The organism is Streptomyces sp. GD-15H (assembly GCF_045291515.1).
Taxonomy (GTDB): Bacteria; Actinomycetota; Actinomycetes; order Streptomycetales; family Streptomycetaceae; genus Streptomyces.
The window spans coordinates 7,111,247-7,124,741 of record NZ_CP149447.1 but is presented as its reverse complement, the minus strand read 5'-3'; the positions used below and the strand labels follow the sequence as shown (position 1 = coordinate 7,124,741).

General features: G+C 72.5%; 10 protein-coding genes and 4 pseudogenes. 6 read left to right on the top strand and 8 right to left on the bottom strand.

Annotated elements, in window-relative coordinates; genetic code table 11:
- Window positions 1-33 precede the first annotated feature (33 nt).
- Window positions 34-887 (bottom strand): annotated as a pseudogene (locus tag WJ438_RS33670) (MBL fold metallo-hydrolase); the annotation flags it as partial.
- A gap of 129 nt (window positions 888-1,016) precedes the next feature.
- Here WJ438_RS33670 and WJ438_RS33665 point away from each other — a divergent pair.
- Entirely contained in the window at window positions 1,017-1,271 is a 255-nt protein-coding gene (locus WJ438_RS33665; RefSeq protein ID WP_406728548.1) for a DUF1049 domain-containing protein, read from the top strand.
- Between the two features lie 171 nt (window positions 1,272-1,442).
- Here the strand turns inward: WJ438_RS33665 and WJ438_RS33660 are convergent.
- The 5 genes and pseudogenes from WJ438_RS33660 to WJ438_RS33640 form a co-directional block, all read right to left on the bottom strand.
- Window positions 1,443-1,577, bottom strand: a pseudogene (locus WJ438_RS33660) (hypothetical protein); the annotation flags it as partial.
- Window positions 1,578-1,735: 158 nt separating this feature from the next.
- Window positions 1,736-2,014 carry an SHOCT domain-containing protein gene (locus tag WJ438_RS33655; RefSeq protein WP_406728547.1) on the bottom strand — a complete coding sequence of 93 codons (279 nt, stop codon included), beginning with the start codon at window positions 2,012-2,014 and terminating at the stop codon, window positions 1,736-1,738.
- A 234-nt stretch (window positions 2,015-2,248) separates the two neighbouring features.
- Window positions 2,249-3,127: a universal stress protein gene (locus tag WJ438_RS33650; protein ID WP_406728546.1), complete on the bottom strand. Its 879-nt coding sequence runs from the start codon at window positions 3,125-3,127 to the stop codon at window positions 2,249-2,251.
- 337 nt (window positions 3,128-3,464) lie between these two features.
- Window positions 3,465-4,940 (bottom strand): AAA family ATPase, encoded by a 1,476-nt coding sequence (locus WJ438_RS33645; protein WP_406729888.1) that lies wholly within the window; start codon window positions 4,938-4,940, stop codon window positions 3,465-3,467.
- 103 nt (window positions 4,941-5,043) lie between these two features.
- Window positions 5,044-5,912 (bottom strand): annotated as a pseudogene (locus WJ438_RS33640) (universal stress protein).
- A gap of 188 nt (window positions 5,913-6,100) precedes the next feature.
- Here WJ438_RS33640 and WJ438_RS33635 point away from each other — a divergent pair.
- The 4 genes from WJ438_RS33635 (at window position 6,101) to WJ438_RS33620 (ending at window position 10,306) form a co-directional block, all read left to right on the top strand.
- Window positions 6,101-6,922, top strand: coding sequence for a universal stress protein (locus tag WJ438_RS33635; protein ID WP_406728545.1), 822 nt, complete (start codon window positions 6,101-6,103; stop codon window positions 6,920-6,922).
- A 592-nt stretch (window positions 6,923-7,514) separates the two neighbouring features.
- Window positions 7,515-7,985 carry an Hsp20/alpha crystallin family protein gene (locus WJ438_RS33630; RefSeq protein ID WP_406728544.1) on the top strand — a complete coding sequence of 157 codons (471 nt, stop codon included), beginning with the start codon at window positions 7,515-7,517 and terminating at the stop codon, window positions 7,983-7,985.
- Window positions 7,986-9,313: 1,328 nt separating this feature from the next.
- The gene (locus tag WJ438_RS33625) at window positions 9,314-9,811 is read left to right on the top strand and encodes a Rieske (2Fe-2S) protein (RefSeq protein ID WP_406728543.1); all 498 of its coding nucleotides are present in this window, start codon (window positions 9,314-9,316) and stop codon (window positions 9,809-9,811) included.
- Window positions 9,812-9,838: 27 nt separating this feature from the next.
- Entirely contained in the window at window positions 9,839-10,306 is a 468-nt protein-coding gene (locus tag WJ438_RS33620) for a pyridoxamine 5'-phosphate oxidase family protein (protein ID WP_406728542.1), read from the top strand.
- Between the two features lie 36 nt (window positions 10,307-10,342).
- Here WJ438_RS33620 and WJ438_RS33615 read toward each other — a convergent pair.
- A pseudogene (locus WJ438_RS33615) lies at window positions 10,343-11,679 on the bottom strand (aminotransferase class I/II-fold pyridoxal phosphate-dependent enzyme).
- Between the two features lie 35 nt (window positions 11,680-11,714).
- Here WJ438_RS33615 and WJ438_RS33610 point away from each other — a divergent pair.
- Window positions 11,715-12,398 carry a pyridoxamine 5'-phosphate oxidase family protein gene (locus tag WJ438_RS33610; protein ID WP_406729887.1) on the top strand — a complete coding sequence of 228 codons (684 nt, stop codon included), beginning with the start codon at window positions 11,715-11,717 and terminating at the stop codon, window positions 12,396-12,398.
- Between the two features lie 53 nt (window positions 12,399-12,451).
- Here WJ438_RS33610 and WJ438_RS33605 read toward each other — a convergent pair whose 3' ends face one another.
- Entirely contained in the window at window positions 12,452-13,405 is a 954-nt protein-coding gene (locus WJ438_RS33605) for a DMT family transporter (RefSeq protein ID WP_406728541.1), read from the bottom strand.
- Between the last annotated feature and the right edge of the window lie 90 nt (window positions 13,406-13,495).

Below are 13,495 nucleotides of genomic sequence, written 5' to 3'. Positions count from 1 at the left end.
TCCGGCTGGACCAGTGGGGATCGTCAGCTGTTCGCCGGAGACGTGTCCGTCGGCGAAGGCGACACGGTTGCGCGGGCCCGCCACCCGCTCCCCCGCCGCCGACCGGGCGGCGATCTCCTCGGCGTCGGCGACGGCGGGTGGGGTCAGGTCGACGGGCGCCGGTCCAATGGAGTTGGCCGGTCCCAGGTGCGCGCAGGAGACGAGGATGCCGTCCAGACCGGCCAGCAGGTCGGTGACAAAGGTGTCCACGTCCCGGGTGAGGGCCGCGTTGGACACCTCCTGCTCGCCGATCGTCGTGCTGTCGCCCTCGTGCTGGGTGGACGAGCAGAAACAGCCGAAGCAGTGCGTGGGCAGCACGGCCGCCTCGTCGGGCGGCTCGGCGGCCAGCCGGTGCGCGGAGGCGTGCTGGGCCCGAGTGAGGTGCTTGGTCAGGCGCGGTTCCACGAGGTCCGGGCGCCCGACGGTGCCGAACAGCAGTGAGCCGCCGGTGAAGACCGCGAGCGCCGTGCCGTTCTCCTCCCGCACGCAGGAGGCGTGGTGCGGGGTGTGGCCTAGCGCGGCCAGGGCGCGTAGGGGCAGACCGGCAGTGCCGTCGAGGTCCGCGCGGTCGCCGCCGCGAACCGGTACGCGCGCGAAGGAGACCCGGGCCTCGGCGGGCACGAGGTGGGCGGCGCCCGTGACCGGGCCGGCTCTGGACCACCGGTGACGTAGTCGTTGTGGAGGTGCGTCTCGACGACGTGCGAGATCCGCACCCCGCGCCGTACGGCCGCCGCGCTCACCTGGTCGAGGTCGCGCGGCGAGGCGACCGCCACCGCGGTCCGCTCGCCTCCCGCCGGATGAGTGCGGTTGCCGAGCCCCTGCACCTCGATCGTGCCTCCGTAGAACACGCGGTACTCCCTTCCCGCGATGAATACCCCAGGGGGTATTCATCACAGCGACACGAATACCCCCATGCGTATTTTCGGAGAAGGGTCCGCGAGTCGCCGGTGCGAACGAACCGCTCGATGATGGGCTACATGACCCGGAACGCCGCACACGCGTACGGTCCCTCGACCATGACGGTCAAGGGGCGGGACATCAGGCTGCGCACCATCGGCTTCGTGCTGCTCGCAGGCCCGGCCATCTGGTTCATCGCCGCCCACACGGGATCGGTCATCATCAGGCTTTGGATCCCGACCGTCACGCTCCCGCTGTGGAGCGTCCTCACGGTCACGGTCCTCGTGGGCATGGCTCTCGGCCTGCTCATCGCCCGCCGACGCTCCCGCCGATAGCAACCCGCCAGAGGTGCTCGGCGAGCAGCACGGTGGATGCCGTGCCCATGCACACCGTCCACTGCGCCGCGTCCGGCGGCACGGTCCCGAAGACACTCCGCGCCCACGGAAGATGGACGCGAAGAACTGGAAGAGCACGAACGTGGTGAACGTCATGGTCGCGGCGGTCCGCGGATCGATGTGGGAGCGGGCCGCAGCCGGGAGGGTCACGGTGCCGAGGACCGTGACCGCACCGACCCGTCCGATGGCGAAGAGCCGCCTCGCGTCGAGGATGCGTTCGCCGGGACCGCGCGGCGGGTGGCGCATGACGTCGTCGCGGGCGGGGGCCCACGCCCAGTGTTGTGGCGGGCGGTCCGTCCATGATGAGGCCGACCCACCACAGCGGAGGCATGGCCGGGACGTGCCCTGACGCCGGACAGGGACAGGTGCCGTCCTTTCTCCGGGGGTCGGCCGGTCCGGAGGAATCAGGGCGAGTGCCCGCCCGAGGGCGGGAGGTCCCCTCGGAGGACGGCCAGCCGGCGCCGGTACTCGTCCTCGTCGATCTCCCCGCGGGCGAACCTCTCAGCGAGGACCTGTTCCGCGGCGGGGCGGCCGACGGGCGGGCGCGGAGGGCCGGGAGCCCGGCCGAGGGCCCGGACGACGAGTACCCCGGCGATGATCAGCAGCGCCCAGACCAGGATCGCGCCGAGTGACATGGCGAACCAGCCCCAGCCGGTCATGCCGTGTCCGTTCCAGTACGTCATCACGGACCACTTCCTCCCAGCGTCCCGTCAGTCGCGCGGCACGATCACCACCGGGCGGCTGACGTGATGAATCGGGTCATGGGCGACCGGGCCGGTGTGCGAGCCGATCGCGGCACGCCTCCCGCGACGGCCCACCACCGGCAGACCCGCCCCGCGTGGGCTGCGGTTATGCTCTCGCGCGAGCCGTCCAGGCCGACCACGACCGGTCTCGGCATGGGGATCACCTCCGGTTGTTCAGTAGTGCGGTACGACGGCCACGGGGCAGCCGGCCTGCTGGATCATGGCGTGGGTGACCGGGCCGGTGCGCGGCATCCTCGGCCGGTCGGTGAGCCGGTGTCCGACGACCAGCAGTTCCGCCCCGGACGCCGCCTTCAGAAGGGCACCGGACGGCTTGCCCTCCACCACCGTCTGAAGGACCTCGACCTCGGGGTACTTGTCGCGCCACACCTGGAGCACGGCGGAGAGGAAGCCCAGCCATTCCTCGGCCCGCTGCGGCTCGCCCACCAGACCGATCTCGCCGGGTCCCAGGGTGAGCGGGTCGGGCGCGCGCCAGGCGTGGAGAACCCTCAGCCGCGCGTGACGCAGGCGGGCCGCCTCGTAGGCGAACGCGAGCACCTCGTCGCACGGTTCCGTGACGTCTACACCGAGGACCACGTCCCGCCGGCCGGTGCCGGCCGCTTCCTCTTCCTGCCCGGCCGTGTCGGCCCGTACGAGGACGACCGGCCGCGTGGCCTTCGCCACGACACCGAGCGCGACCGAACCCACGAGCAGTCCGGTGATGCGACCCAGCCCGCGCGAGCCCAGCACCAGCGGGTCGGCGTCGTCTGCCGCCTTCACCAGGGCGGCGGTCACCGGTCCCTCGACCTGCTCGTCGTACAGCGGCACGTCGGGGCAGGCGGCGAGGACGCGTTCCTCCGCCTCCCGCAGGAGGCGCCGCGCCAGGTGTCGCTCGCCCGCGTGCGCGAACTCCGCTTCGTCCTGGCGCGGGTGCCAGCTGCGTGCGTGCAGCAGTCGCAGGACTCGTCCGCGACGTACGGCCTCGTGGGCCGCCCACTCGGCGGCTGCCAGGCTCTCGGCGGAACCGTCGACACCGGCTACCACAGGCGACCACATGACATGCACCTCCAGAACAAGGCCTTCTCCCCACCGCCAGCGTCACGCGGGAAGCGGCGCCCGGGGCAGGGGCCACCGGGTCCTCACCGGGGGCCATCAGGCCCATGTCCCCGCTCGCCCAGGGAAGGCCACCTGGGTCGTGCGGTACGCCCGCCACCGGGCACCGCGCGTGGTGCAGCAGGGCGTGCGCCGCTTCCTCGGGGAAGAGCGCGGTGGAGACCTTGATCTGCGGGTTGCGCCGGCGGGCGCGTTCGGCGGCGGAGGCGGTGATGTGCTCGGCCGTCGCCCTGGGCCGGCTTCCGGCAACACGGCGGGGCCCGCACCGCCCCGGAGTCCGTCAGTGCGGCGGCGGGCGGCGGAAGACCGGGGCCTGGCCGGTGCCCCGCGGGCGCAGGGCCGCCAGCGCCTGGACGACCACCGCCTCCAGGGGACCGCTGGTGTCGACCGCGACGGCCTCGGGCCACGGTGGCTCCTTGCCCGCCATGGCAGCGGCCACGGCGGTGTCGGCGTCGGATGCCGATGCTCGGTGGGCGCGGGCGTTGAGGCGGGCCTCCGACACGTCGCCGGGGACCCGGCAGTGCAGGGCCACCAGGTCGGCGCTGGTGCGTTCGGCCATGCGCAGGGCGGCTTCGCGGTGTCCCGCGTCGGACCACGTGGCGTCCAGGACGACGGATTCCCCGGAGGACAGCAGGGCGGATGCACGGTCGAGCAGGGCGGCGTAGGTCCTGGCGGTCCACTCCGGCGTGTACAGGCCTTCGCCGTAGCCGGCCGCCGCGGGCTGCTCCGCCGGGAGGCCCGCCAGCTCCTTGCGGAGGCGGTCGCTGCTCAGCAGGGTCACCCCCAGGCGGTCGGCCAGGGCCCCGGCGAGCGTGGACTTCCCGCTGCCCGGAAGCCCACCCACCAGCGTCAGACCGACGGCAGAGGTACGAAGGTGTCGCAGCGTCGCCGTGACAAGCCGCCGGGACACCGCCTCGGCACCGGGCGCGCCCTGGCGTGACTGGATCAGGGAGACCTTGGCACGGACGAACGCGCGGTAGGCCACGTAGTGGTGCCACAGGGACGGGGGCGCGGGATCGCCGGAGTACTCGCTGTACCGGGCGAGGAGGCAGGCGGCGGCTTCCGGAGCACCGAGCTGTTCCAGGTCCATGGCGAGGAAGGCGACGTCGTCGAGGCCGTCGACGAAGCGGAGGCGGTCGTCGAACTCCAGGCAGTCCAGGATGCGGGGGCCGTCGTCGAGGCAGAAGATGTCCTCGGCCAGCAGATCGCCGTGGCCATCGACGATCCGTCCTTGCCGGATCCGCGTGGCGAACAGGTGTTCGCGGCCGACGAGGTAGCGGTGCACCAGCCGCTCGACCTCGTCGATGCCGTCGGGCAAGGAGACGTCTTCGGCCAGGGCGTGGACCTGTGCGAAACTCGCTTCCCACCTCGATGCCAGAGCGTCGCGGGTTCCCTGCGCGTCCACTTCCGGGCTGCGGCGCGCGTCCGCGTGGCGCCCGGCGAGTTGCCGGGCCACGGCCCGCAGGACGTCGTCGACGACGGCTCCCTCTCGTACCAGACGGGACAGGCGGCGGTCCGCCGGCATGCGGCGCATCACGACGAGCGGTTCGGGTGCTTCCGTGTGCGGGGTGCGGATCTCTCCCAGGCCCAGGTAGACGTCCGCGGCGAAGCGGCGGTTGAGGTCGATCTCCTGTTCGCAGGCGGCCCGGCGGGCCGCCACCGTGGTGTAGTCCAGGAACTTGAGATCGACCGGTTTCTTGATCTTGTAGGCGTGCTCGCCGAAGAGGAGCACGATCGCGGTGTGCGTCTCGTGCAGTTCCGCGCGTGGGAACGTCGTGCCGTCGGGTTCGGGGCCCGACCGGAGTACGGACGCGTCGGCCTGGTGTGCGGCTGTCATCGCTTCCCTCGGGGTGTCGGGCTCAGTCATGGGGGACGACGGCGACAGGGCAGCGTGCGTGAGGGATGGCGGCCTGGGCGACGGGGCCTGGACGAGGTGCCGGAGTGTGGCGGTGCCGGCCGACGACCAGCAGCCCGGCGCTCCCGGCTGCCCGCAGGACCGCCCTGGCGGGGCTTTCCAGCCCGATGCTGTCGGCCGCCTGCACCCGCGGGAACTTCTCGCGCCAGGGACGAAGGACCTGGTCCAGCTGCTTCCTCGCGTGCTGCGCGATGCCTTCGGCGACGTCGTGGTCCACCCCCCAGGGGACGTAGGCGTGGACGGGCAGGGCCTGGCCGTGCACGGCCCGCAAGGGCACGCCGCGCGCGGCGGCGGTTGCGAAGGCGAACCCGAGCAGGTCGTCGCAGGGGCCGTGCAGCTTCAGCGCGACCACGACATCGTCTGTCCCCCGGGCGCGGCCGGTGGTGTTTCCGCACGGGATTCGGCACGGACCAGGACCACCGGCTGCTCGGCCCGTGCCACGACGGGCATGCTGATGTCCCCGAGGCAGTAGCTCTCGACGAGCTCCAGCCCCCGCGACCCGAGCACGGTCATCTCGGACTCCGACGCCACGTGCAACAGCGCGTCCCGGGCCTCGTCGGCGACCAGGTTTCCGACAATGGCGAGACCGGGGTGGCGCCTCCGGAGTTCCGCCTGTGCGTTGTGCACCAGCCGGTTCGCCCAGTAGTTCTGGTCGATTTCGTAGGGCCCCTTGGTGGGTTCCGGCGCGAGCATGGGCCACGCGTGCAGCAGGCGCAGCGTGAGCTTGCGGTGCTCGGCCTCGTCCGCGGCCCAACGGGCAGCGGCAAGGCTCTCGGGTGAGCCGTCGAGACCAACGGTGATCACAGGCTCCATGGCGCCTGCCTCCGTCTCGTAAGAAACTGGACACGACGATGACCGGGGTCGCCCCCTCCGGAAGCGTCGGCAGACCGCGCAGTGCCTGCCGCTCATTCGAGAGTTACCGCAAACCCTTCCGCGGCGCACGCGGACTCGATGCGGGTCGGGGCTCGAAGGGTGAGTCCGTCAAGGGATGAGGTGTGGCTGTGGTGATTCCCCTGGTGGTCGGGGTCGACGGGTCGGAGTCGAGCCTGGAGGCGGTGGACTGGGCCGTCGACGAGGCGGCCCGGCACACGGTGCCGCTCCACCTGATACACGCGGCGGCGCCGGGCCAGGACGCGTCCGGCCTGATCACCGCCGCTTCGGAACGCGCCGGAAAGGGCGCCGCCGGCGTGCGGCTGTCGAGCGAGGTGCTGCGCGACGACGCGGCCTCCGCCCTGGTCGGCGAGGGACACAAGGCCTTCGCGTTGGTGCTCGGGCCCAGGGGGCGCGGAGAACTCCCCGGACTGCTCCTGGGGTCGGTCGGCCTTGCCGTGGCGGCGCGGGCGCACTGCCCGGTCATCGTGGTGCGTGGCTCGCCGGAGCACCGGGCCGGCCGGTTCGGGAGGGTCGTCGTGGGGGTCGAGGACGGCCAGGGAAGCGACGCGGCCGTGGAGTTCGCATGTCGCGAGGCACACGTACGGCGCTGCGAACTGGTGGCGGTACACGCCTGGAGTGCGCCGCTCGGCGCACTCGCCGAACCTCTGCCCGGGCCGTGGTACGCCCTCGAGACGCACCGTCGCCCGCCGGCCCAGGTGCTCGACGACGCTCTGCGCGGCCCCGCGAAGCAGTACCCGGACACCACCGTGACGCGCCGGGTGGTCGAGGGGGCGGCACGGCGGGCGCTGTGGGAGGCCGCGGCGGGAGCGGATCTGCTCGTCGTCGGTGCCGGCAGGCGGCATGCCCGTCCCGGACTGCAACTCGGCCTGATCAACCACGCGTTGCTGCATCACGCACCGTGTCCGGTCGTGGTGGTGCCGCAGAGATGACCGTGTACCACCGGGGGACCGCGCCGGGGCCGGCCCCGGCTGCCTGAAGGACCGCTCATCAGGGACCTTCGGCCCTGTGCTCGGGGCCTGCCGCCGTTCGATGGTGGGAGGCGAAGCGACCGGCGATCCGCTGGAGGCCCGGCGATGAGTACCCGAAGTTCACCGCACGTCCGGTCCACTGCCACCGCGCGGAGATGAGACACCCAAGGGGCGGAACCCCCTGATCCGTACGTCGGACCGGGTCGAGTCCTGGTTGCGTCGCGTGCTGATGACCGTCCTCGTCGTCGGGTTGCCGACGGCAGGATTCGTCGCGGACATGACGGCGTACGAGTCGTCGATGCGCACGGTGCGGACCCAGTCGTCCGAGCGGCGAGGCAGCAGGCGCAGACCCGCTGGACCGACAGCAGCGGCGCGGTACGGACGGCAACCGCCCGGACGGCAACCACCCCCATGAAGCCGGAGACACCCGAGGGTGTCCCCGGGCCGGGGACACCCTCGTGGGCCCGGCGCCCGCCCGGGTACCCGGCCTCGCAAGCAGCGGATCAGGCCGCGGCCGGACGCGCTGTGGATCAGAAGCCAAGGAGGATGACCGATGACGCTTCCCGCACACCGCGGCAGGGGCCCGCTCTCCGGCTGGACACCCCTTCGGGAGCTCGAGGAACTGCGCACCCGGATGGAACAGCTCGTGGACGCCACCTTCCCCTTCCCCGGCCGCGGTCTCGCCGAGGCCGGCACGGCCGCGGCGTGGGCGCCGCCGGCCGCCGTCGAGGACACCGAGGACGCCTACCTGCTGGAGCTGGAACTCCCCGGCGTGGACAAGGACCAGATCAGCGTGGAGGTCAGCGGCGGCGAGCTCGACGTCCGCGGCGAGGCCAAGGAGAAGGAACGCACCGGGGTGCTCCGCCGGCAGACCCGGCACGTCGGGCAGTTCGACTACCGCACCAGCCTGCCGCCGAACGTCGACCCCGAGCACATCACCGCGGAGTTGGCCAACGGCATCCTCACGGTGCGCGTCCCGAAGGCCCGGAAGAGCAAGCCGCACCGCATCGAGATCACGGACTGAGTGGGATACGGCCCCCCGGGCCCCGACACCCCGCGCCGCCGCCTTTCGGCTGCTGGCTCCGTGAGTTGGGATGCGGGCCCTCCACACAAGGGACATCTCCAGGCCCCGTGCACCGAAGCGGGCCTTATCGATGCGCTCGCCCCGCGCTTCCAGGCCGCGCCGCTTCGCGTAGCCGACGATGCGCCGCCATTTCGCGACCTCGTCGTCATCGGACTCGGCGAGACAGACACGCCCCTCGGCAACCAACCGCTCCACCCACTCCATCGCCTTCGCTCGTCGCGCGCGAGCGACGGGCCGTTCGCCGTAAGACAGACGGGCCGTTCGCCGTAAGACAGACGGGCCGTTCGCCGTAAGACATCGGAGTGCGGCTTCGGCCCGTGTTCTCGCGCCTCCCGACGCCGGCGCCGAAGGCGCAGTCCCGGCGGCACAGCCTGAGCGCCACGGGCCGCACACACAGGATCGCCGGGATGACGACCATGCCGAAGGGAGAAGCGGCCGGCCTCGGTGACCCCCACACGCGCCTCCCCGCCACCGCGTCTGACGTTCAGAAGTCCACGGTCACGCAGGGCATAAACCGACCGCCAGTCACCCGACGCCCCTGACGGCAGGTCACGGCGCCCACCGGTCCCTTCCGGGACAACTGGCCACGGTGGAGTCGCCTGACGCAGCGTCTCGTCCGCGGTAGTCACTCAACGTGTCTGCAGCAGAGATATTCACAGCTCGAGCCGTTGGTGACGACGTCCTTTCCTGGGAGGTCCTGGGGAGTATCCGCGCCGCTGGGGAGCGCGTGGGGAGGATCGGCCGCATAAGACGGCACGCCTGTGAAAGACGCTGAAAGACTCATCCGCCCAGGTCAGTCATGGGTGTAGTCGCATCACCGCAGGCCCACGCCGCCCTCCGGACAACGTGAGGACGTAGGTGCGGAGGTCATCGGCCTCGATCGGTCCCGGCAGCGAGCTGCTCTCGCGCAGCGGGGCGAGGGAGCGGGTCGCGGTGACCCCGGTCAGCGTTTTCCCCACCTGACCAGGTGGAACCGGGGCGCTCCGACCGGCGTGCCGGTCCCGCTGCCTTCCGAGCATCCCGTCAATGGCGGCGCGCCCCTCGCTCATGACCTCCGGTAGGAAATGAGCACAGTAACCGAGCGTGACAGCCGACGCGGCGGCGCTCGTCTCCGTACGTCCCTTCACGCCGACAGCGAAACGACAGCTGTGGCTTACGCCCCTCCGACCGTGCCGCGGGCCAAGCTATCCGCAGGGCCTGAACGACATGAGCCCGCCGACCGTACCTCTTCCCAGATCACGCAACCTCCCCGGAAGGAACACACCCGCATGACCAGCGCATCGCATCAGCTCGCATCAGGACCGGCCCGTCGTACCGTCGTGGCGGCGGCCGGAGCGGCGGGCCTCGCCGTCGCGCTGACCGCCTGCGGAGGCTCCGACGGCGCCTCCGACTCGTCCGCGGACTCCGGCGCGTCCAGCGGCTCGCAGGACAACAACGACGCGAGCGGTGGAGGTTCGGGCGGCGGCGACAACGCGGCCGGGGCCGCGCTCGCCGCGGTCGCCGACATCCCCGAGGGCGGCGGGAAGGTCTTCGCCGACAGCAAGGTGGTGGTGACCCAGCCGACGGCGGGCGAGTTCAAGGCGTTCTCGGCGACCTGCACCCACCAGGGGTGCGCGGTGAAGAGCGTCGCCGACGGAGTCATCAACTGCCCCTGTCACAACAGCAATTTCTCGATCACCGACGGCAGTGTGCAGGGCGGCCCGGCGACCAAGCCGCTGCCGTCCGTGGAGATCACCGTCAGCGGGGACTCGATCAGGCTCGTGTGAGCCGTCAGTTGAGAGAAGAGGGGCCGCATGACCGCCACGCAGCGCCGGGGCCGGAAGATCATGATGATGCCGGGCGAACTGGACGACTTCCTCACCGGCCAGCGCACCTGCCGGGTCGCCACGGTGTCGGCCGACGGCGCACCGCATGTGAGCACGCTCTGGTTCGCCTGGGACGGCACCTCGCTGTGGCTGTACTCCGTGGTGCGTTCCAAGCGCTGGGCCGACCTGCGCCGGGACCCGCGGGTGGCGATCGTGGTGGACACCGGCGAGGAGTACGGCGAACTGCGCGGTGCGGAGCTGTCCGGGCGGGTGGAGTTCGTGGGCGAGATACCGCGCACCGGCGAACTCCGCGCCGAACTCGATGTCCCCGAGACCCTGTTCGCGCGCAAGAACTTCGATCTGGACGAGATGCCGCACGACGGCCAGCACGCCTGGATGCGGCTGACCCCGGAGAAGACCGTGTCCTGGGACTTCCGCAAACTGGGCGCTCGCTAGGTGTGCCGGCCTGAAGCGCTCTCCGTGGGAGGGATCCTATACGTACGTCCTGGACTCCGGTGCGTCCGGTCCGATCGCCGTGGTGATCGCCTTGCTCAGGGGGCCGATCTCGTCGCCCGTGAGCGTCGACACGGTGATACGGATACCCGGCGGTGCGCTCGTCCGGAAGCGGGCCCCGGGTGCCACCGCCCAGCCCGCGTGCAGCAGCCGTGCGACGGCGCCGGTCTCGTCCGGCACCGGCACCCACACGTTCATACCGCTGCGCCCGTGCGCCGTGACCCCCTGCCGGGCCAACTCCCCGATCAGGGCGTTCCGGCGCCGCCCGTACTCCGCCGCCACCGCGCCCGGGTCCACCGCGCCGCCGGTCCACAGCCGGAGGACCGCGCGCTGGACCGTACGGCTGACCCAGCCCGGCCCGAGCCGCTGCCGCCCGCGCACCCGGTCGAGGGTGACCGCGTCCCCGGTGAGCACGGCGAGCCGTAGGTCGGGGCCGTACGCCTTGGCCGTCGAACGCACGAAGGCCCAGCTACGGGTGGGGCCGGCGAGGGGGTGCAGGGGCAGGTCGACGATGTGGTGCCCGTGGTCGTCCTCGATCAGCAGCGTCTCCGGGTGGTCCGCGAGCACCGCCCGCAGAGCACGTGCGCGTGCCGCGCTCAGTGCGGCCCCGGTCGGGTTCTGCGCCCGGTCCGTCACGATCAGCGCACGCGCCCCGCCCGTCAGCGCACGCCGTACGTCGTCGGGGAGCGGCCCCTCGTCGTCGACACCGACCGGGACGGTCCGCAGCCCGAGCGCCGGGACGAGGTCCAGCACGCTTCCCCATCCCGGGTCCTCCACGGCGACCGCGTCCCCCTGCTTGAGGTGGGCCGCGAGCACCCGCTCCACGGCGTCCAGGGCACCGGAGGCGACGGCGACGGGACCGTCGGGGACGCCGTCGGCGTCCAGCCCGGCGCGTGCGTGCCGCGCCAGTCCGGGCTCCACGGGAGCGTGCCCGTAGAGCACCGGCTCCCGGTCCCCCTGCCCTGCCGCGGCGGCGAACGCCTCGGCCAGCGGGGGCAGCAGCGCGGGATCCGGGTTGCCGTCGGATACGTCCCGTACGCCTCGTGGGACCTCCACCCGGATGAAGTCGCGCGCCGTCGTGGCTGGTCTGGGCCGCACCCGGCTCCCCGCCGGCCCGCGGTCTCGATCACCCCGCGCTCGCGCAGGGTCCGGTACGCGGACGCGACGGTATTGGGGTTCACACCGAGCCGCTCCGCCAAATCCCTTATAGGAGGCAGGAGTTCGCCCGGCCGGAGGGCCCCTCCCCCCACCGCGCGCTCAACGCTCGCCGAAATCTCCGCTGCGCGCCGTCCACTGATCCGATATTCTCCCAGCACAAAGCCAATTATGCACTAGTGCAATGGAGAACGCCATGCAGGGGACCCGGCTGTCACAGCAGTCCGACACCAGCTACCCGCCCACCGACCGCACCGTCCCCACCCGCTCCCCCCACCGCGCCGCGTACGACAAGGAGCTGGTGCACGCGATACTCGACGAGGGGTACGTCTGCCACCTCGGTTTCGTCCGCGACGGCGCGCCGGTGGTACTGCCCACGCTGTATGCCCGGGTCGGCGAGCGTCTCTACGTGCACGGCTCGACGGGCTCGCGCCCGCTGCGCGCGGCGGACGGGGCCGAGCCCGGCCTCCCGGTCTGCCTGACCGTCACCCACGTGGACGGGCTGGTGCTGGCCCGCTCCGCCTTCCACCACTCGATCAACTACCGCTCCGTGGTGGTGCACGGCCTCGCGCACGACGTGACCGACCCCGAGGAGAAGCGACAGTCGCTGGACGCCCTTGTCGATCACATCGTCCCGGGCCGCGCCGCCGACTCCCGCCCGGCCAGCAAGAAGGAGCTGGCCGCCACCGCGGTGATCCGCCTCGACCTGACCGAGGTCTCCGCCAAGCTCCGCACCGGCGGCGTCAACGACGAGCCGGAGGACCTCACTCTCCCCCACTGGGCGGGCATCCTCCCCCTGAGCCGCGGCTACGGCACCCCGCTCGCCGACCCCGGCCTGGCCCCCGGCATGGAGCTGCCGGAGTACCTGGCGACCCTGTGACCCGGCTCCACCCCGCGACCACGCCGCATGTGGCCCAGGGGCGGCCCCCGCCGTCATGCCGGTACCGCGTCGCCCTCCGTCCTGCGGGCCCGCGCGCCCCGTGCCTCGCCCACCGCGAGCCCCGCGACCGAGCCCAGCATCAGCAGGGTGCCGACCAGCGTGGCCGAGGTGAGCCGCTCACCGAGCAGGGCGACGGCGAGTACCGCCGCGCTCACCGGCTCCAGCAGCATGATCACGGACACGGTGGCCGACCGCACGACGGCCGCGCCCGCGAAGTACAGGCCGTAGGCGAGAGCGGTCGGGACCGCTGCGACGTACGCCACGAGGCACAGCAGCAGACCGGGGGCGTCCGTGTGCGGGACCAGTCCTTCGACCGCGGCGAACGGCAGCAGCAGCACACTCGTGACGGCGAACGCCCCGACCGTCGTGCCGGAGGCGTCCAATCCGCCGTCCCGCCCCCACCACCGGGTGAGCAGCGTCATCGCCGAGTAGCCCGCCGCGGCCAGGAGCGCGAGCAGCACGCCCCCCGGGTCCACGACCGCCTCCCCGCCGCCGAGGACGAGGACGACGAGTCCGGCGAGCGCCCCGGCGACGGCGGCGGTCCCGCCCCGGCCGAGCCGCTCCCCCAGGAGCAGCCGTGCGCCGAGCGCCATCAGAACGGGTCCCGCGCCGAGGGTGACGACAGTGGCCACGGCGAGCCCGGTGGCGGCGACGGCGGCGAAGTAGGCCGTCTGGAACACGCCGAGCGCGACCCCGGTGGCCACGGCCCGCCACACCCTGCGGCCCAGGGGCTCGGGCACGGTCCGGGGACGCGGGAGCAGCGCCCGGGCCCCGAGCAGCAGTACAAGTCCGGCCGCGCAGCGCCAGAAGGAGAGGGCGACCGGGCCCATGTCACTGGTCCGGTAGACCAGCGACGCGGCAGCACCGGCGGTGCCCCAGGCGACACCGGCGACGATCAGATAGAGCAGGCCTCGCCCGACGGGCAGGCCGGATACGGCGTTCGACACGTGTTCTCTCCGCAGGTACACACAGATGCGCGGGTACGCACCACTCGCGCGGTGCGCGCACTGCGCGAAAGGAAGGAAGCCCCGGATCAG